The following is a 4,945-nucleotide window of genomic DNA, read 5'->3' on the forward strand; positions in this document are numbered from 1 at the left end:
AGGCCGAGACCGCCGGCAACGCCGACTGGATCATCAGCACCAGCCAGCCCGACCCGCTCGCCCAGAACCCCAACCCCACCAGCGAGAAGAGCTGGACCGGCGCCATCTCCGCCTGGGGCGTCGCCCTGCAGCAGACCGGCCAGTACAGCCTCAAGACCCTCCCGGCCGGCTCCACCATCAGCTACGGCACGGGCGCCGCCCTCGACCTCGCCAACTTCGACACCTTCGTCGTCCCGGAGCCCAACATCCGCTTCAGCGCGAGCGAGAAGTCGGCTCTGATGAAGTTCGTCCAGAACGGCGGCGGGCTCTTCCTCGTCTCCGACCACACCGGAAGCGACCGCAACAACGACGGCTGGGACTCCCCCAAGATCATCAACGATCTGCTGACCAACAACGGGGTGAACAACAACGACCCCTTCGGCTTCTCCGTCGACCTGCTCAACATCGTCACCGACAACCCGCGGGCCATCAGCGCCCCCACCGACCCCGTCCTGAACGGCCCCTTCGGCACCGTCACCGGCTCGATCATCCGCAACGGCACCACCTTCACCCTCAAGCCCGCCGACAACCCCAGCGTCAAGGGCCTGGTCTACCGGACCGGCTACAGCGGCAACACCGGCGCCTTCTTCGTCACCAGCACCTACGGCACCGGCCGGATCGCCGTCTGGGGCGACAGCTCCGCCATCGACGACGGCACCGGCGAGGCCGGCAAGAAGGTCTACGACGGCTGGGACGACCCGGCCGGCACCAACGCCGCCCTCGCCCTCAACGCCACCGCCTGGCTCAGCAAGGCGTGATCGCCGAAGGGGTTCACGGCGTGATCGCCGAGGGGCTTCACGGCGTGATCGCCGAAGGGCTTCGTCAGGAAATCCACCGTTTCCTCCCCTAGGGTCGAAATGCCGACGCACGCCCGCGACGCGGTCCCCGTCCGCGTCGCGGGCCGTTCGGCGTTCACCGGCCCGGGACCCCGATGGGAGCGGCCATGCCGTCGTACCCGTTCCACACCACCCGCGAGGACGTCCGCATCCCGCTGCCCGACGGCACCGAACTCGCCGCCCGGCTGTGGCGCCCGGTCACCGAGGAGCCCGTCCCCACCCTGGTGGAGTACTCGGCCGACCGCCTCGGCGACCGCACCGCCGCCGAGGACGCCCGCCGCCACCCCTGGTACGCCGGCCACGGCTACGCCGCCGTCCGGGTCGACACCCGCGGCCACGGCGACTCCGGCGGCGCGCCCGCCGAACCCGGCGGCGAAGCGGAACTCGCCGACGGCGCCGACGTCGTCCGGTGGCTCACCCGCCGCCCCTGGTGCAACGGCCGGCTCGGCCTGCTCGGCGTCGGCGCCGCCGGCACCACCGCGCTGCGGCTCGCCGCCCGGGTGCCGGAGACCGTCGGCGCCGTGGTCACCGCCTGCCCGGCGGGCGGCCACCGGCTCGGCGGCGCCGTCCTCGCCGCCGACCTGCACGCCCGGCTCACCGAACTGGTCGCCGACGCCGCCCTCCCACCGGACCCGCGCCGCCTGGGCGACGCCTGGCGGGCCGGCTGGCTCACCCGGCTGGAAACCCTGGAACCCCCGGTCGACGCCTGGCTCGCCGCCGGGGACACCACCGTGCCCGTGTCCGTCCCCGTCCTCGCGGTGGCCGGCTGGGGCGACCCGTCCTGCTCCTTCGTCCTGCGACTGCTCGCCGAGTCCCCCACCGCGCACGCCCTGCTCGGCCCCTGGCCGCACGGCCTGCCCGAGGCCGCCCTGCCCGAGACCCTGCGCTGGTGGGACCACTGGCTGCGCGGCGTCGACACCGGCGCCCTCAAGGAACCCGCCCTGCGCAGCTGGATCAGCACCCGCTGGACCGGCGAGGAGGCCTGGCCCTCCCCCGACGTCCGGGAGATCCACTACGACCTGGACGGCCAGCTGAGCACGGCGGGCACCGCCTCCGACGACCGCTACGTCCACGTCCGCTCCCCGCAGCACACCGGCCTCAACGCCGGCACCTACGTCCCGCGCGGCCGCCCCGCCGACCGGCCGCCGGACCAGCGCGAGGAGGACGGGCGCTCGGTGTGCTTCGACTCCCAGCCGCTGCCGGAACCGGTCGAGCTGCTCGGCGCCCCGACGCTGCGGCTGCGGCTGCGGGAGGGCGGCGCCGCCCCGACCCAGGTGGTGGCGCGGCTCTGCGCGGTCGGGCCGGAGGGCGCCTCGGAGCTGCTCAGCCGGGGGGTGCTGGCGGTCGGTGCCTCGGCGGCCGGCGCTTCGGCGGCCGGCGGGGGTGCTCCCACCGTCGAGGTCGAGCTCGCCGCCTGCGCGGCCACCGTCCCGGCCGGGCACCGGCTGCGGCTCGCCCTCTCCTCCGTCTACTGGCCGTGGGTGTGGCCGCCCGCCGACGACACCGGGTACGCCGTCGACCCGTCCCGCTCCACCCTCAGCCTGCCCGTCCGCCACCTCGCGGCCGACATCGGCACCGCGCCCATCACCTTCGAGACGCCCTCGCTGCCCGACCCGCTGGACATCCACGTCACCGAGCCGCTCACCGCCCGGCCCGAGCACGTCACCGTGCACGACATCGGCCGCCACGAGTGGCGCACCGAGCTCTCCCCCGCCACCGACGGCACCCGCACCCACCCCGACGGCCTGGTCCGCGACGAGCACACCGTCACCGCCTACCGCATCCTCACCGGTGCCCCGCTCAGCGCCCAGGCCCGTACCGACCGCACGGTACGGCTGGAGCGGCCGGACATCGGCTGGGACGTGACCGTCCAGACGCGCACCCAACTGCGGTGCGACGCCGAGCACTTCATCAGCGTCGTGCAGCTGCGGGCGCTGGAGGCGGGGTCGGTGGTGTTCACCCGGGAGTGGCAGCACCGGGTGCCGCGGGAGAGGCCCTAAAAGTTGTTCTTATGAACTTGCCTTTCTCGCCTCGCTCGCCTTATAAACGGCAGCATGAAGACCCTCGGCCTGATCGGCGGCATGAGCTGGGAATCCACCGCCGAGTACTACCGCCTGCTGAACACGCTCACCCGCAGCCGCCTCGGCGGGCTGCACTCCGCCCGACTCGTGCTCCACTCGGTCGACTTCGCCGAGATCGAGCGGCTCCAGGTGGAGGGGCGGTGGGACGAGGCCGGCGCGGTCCTCGCCGACGCGGCACGCTCGCTGGAGGCGGCGGGCGCGGAGCTGCTGCTGATCTGCACCAACACCATGCACAAGGTCGCCGACCAGGTGCAGGCCGCGACCTCCGTCCCGCTGCTGCACCTGGCCGACGCCACCGCTGAAGCCGTACGCGCGGCGGGAGTTCGGCGGGTCGGACTGCTGGGGACGGCGTTCACCATGGAACAGGACTTCTACCGGGGCCGGTTGGCCTCCGGCGGCCTGGACGTCCTGGTGCCGCAGGCGGATTCGCGCGCCCTGGTGCACCGGATCATCTACGAGGAGCTGTGCGTCGGCCTGGTCCGCGAGGAGTCCCGGGCGAGCTACCGGCGGGTGATCGACGAGCTGGTGGCGGCCGGCGCGGAGGGGATCGTGCTCGGCTGCACCGAGATCGAGCTGCTGATCCGACCGGAGGACAGCCCGGTGCCCGTCTTCCCCACCACCCGCCTGCACGCCGAGGCCGCGATCGACGCCGCCCTGGCCGGGCACTGACCGCGACTACAGCCCGCCCGGCGGGTCGGTCGCGCGCCACGCGTCCGTGACGCAGCCCTCCTCCCAGTCCCACCGGCCCTCGGCCTGCCCGGCGTCCAGCGCCGTACGGATGCCCGGCAGGTCGGCCTCCGGCGGGACGTCCAGCGCCGCCATCCGGAACCGCTCGAAGCCCTCGCACGTCACGCCGAACCGCCGGAAGTCCTCCGACACCTCGTGCAGGGCGTCCACCGAACCGCCGTCCTTCAGCACGATCAGCCGGATCGTGCAGTTGCCCGAGGCCCGCACGGTCTCCCCCGCCCAGCGCAGCCCCTCCTCGTCCCGCTCGACCCGCAGGACGTCATCACTCGCCACGCCCCGGGCGAACCACGGCGTGTTGTCCAGCCGGACGGTGCCGTCACCCAGGTCCAGGGCCCACAGGCTCTCCACCCCGACGGGCGGCCAGCCGTCCTCGTCCGTCTCCAGGCGGAAGTGGACCTTCACATGGTTCTCGTCGAGCTCCGGCGCAGGGCACTCACATCCGGGTTCCTCACCGCGCCGCCCCAGCAGACGGCGCACCAGGCTACGCAACGACCGCTCCCCGGATTCGTCCGCACATGTCCTCGACATCCCACATGTCCGCCATGATCCCACGGCCGACTCCCACCCCGAGGAGCTCAACGGGCGGGAGGGCCTCTGCCGCTCCGCCGAGCGGCCGCCGGGTCGAGCCGGGTCAGCGCTGCGCTATCGCCGCCGCGAGCAGCATGCCGACGAGGACCAGGCCCAACGCCACGAGGCAGAGGCCCAGTTGGCGGCCCGCCGAGCCGAGGCGACGGGCCGGTGCCAGGCCCAGGATGGCCAGGGCCCAGGGCGAGAGGTAGCCCGCGCCGTGGTGGCGCACCGCGTCGGCGATCAGCTTCAGGCCCCGGGCGTCGACGTCCAGGATCACCCGCCCGCCGGAGCGGTCCGCCACGGACACGTACGTGAGCGAGCCGGACCGCTGCGGCAGCACCCAGCCGCGCACGGTGGCGAGCGCCGTGAGGTCCACCTCCCGCGCGCCCGTCCAGGTACGGGCCCGCACCAGGTACCCGTCCGCCCGCCAGGACTTCCGCCTCGCCGTACCGGACCGCAGCAGGACGGCCGGCCCCGACGCCACCACCAGCCCGGGCAGCAACAGCAGCGCCGCCGAGCGCGCGAACGCGGGCCCGACCACCAACGGTGGTGCCACCACCGCCAGGAGCAGCACCGCCCACACCACGGCGAGGGAGCCGCGTCGCCGTACGGCCGCCATCGAAGTACTCACGGCCGCCACCGTAGCCCTGCCGACCGGCCGGGCACCATGGC

4 protein-coding genes and 1 pseudogene are annotated in these 4,945 nt (G+C 74.0%); 3 read left to right on the top strand and 2 right to left on the bottom strand.

Translation table 11 applies throughout. The annotated features are described in order from the left end of the window. The 3 genes and pseudogenes from J0670_RS29915 to J0670_RS29925 form a co-directional block, all read left to right on the top strand. Window positions 1–797: pseudogene (locus tag J0670_RS29915) on the top strand (hydrolase); the annotation flags it as partial. Between the two features lie 185 nt (window positions 798–982). Then, window positions 983–2,875 (top strand): CocE/NonD family hydrolase, encoded by a 1,893-nt coding sequence (locus J0670_RS29920; RefSeq protein ID WP_207814831.1) that lies wholly within the window; start codon window positions 983–985, stop codon window positions 2,873–2,875. Window positions 2,876–2,929: 54 nt separating this feature from the next. Further along, window positions 2,930–3,625 carry an aspartate/glutamate racemase family protein gene (locus J0670_RS29925; RefSeq protein ID WP_207814832.1) on the top strand — a complete coding sequence of 232 codons (696 nt, stop codon included), beginning with the start codon at window positions 2,930–2,932 and terminating at the stop codon, window positions 3,623–3,625. Between the two features lie 6 nt (window positions 3,626–3,631). Here the strand turns inward: J0670_RS29925 and J0670_RS29930 are convergent, their stop codons facing one another. Further along, on the bottom strand, window positions 3,632–4,105 hold the full coding sequence (locus J0670_RS29930; RefSeq protein ID WP_307806760.1) for a DUF4265 domain-containing protein: 474 nt from the start codon (window positions 4,103–4,105) through the stop codon (window positions 3,632–3,634). A gap of 229 nt (window positions 4,106–4,334) precedes the next feature. Further along, the gene (locus tag J0670_RS29935) at window positions 4,335–4,904 is read right to left on the bottom strand and encodes a hypothetical protein (RefSeq protein ID WP_207814834.1); all 570 of its coding nucleotides are present in this window, start codon (window positions 4,902–4,904) and stop codon (window positions 4,335–4,337) included. Window positions 4,905–4,945 lie beyond the last annotated feature (41 nt).

This window comes from Streptomyces sp. FH025 (assembly GCF_017427025.1).
Classification (GTDB): Bacteria; Actinomycetota; Actinomycetes; order Streptomycetales; family Streptomycetaceae; genus Kitasatospora.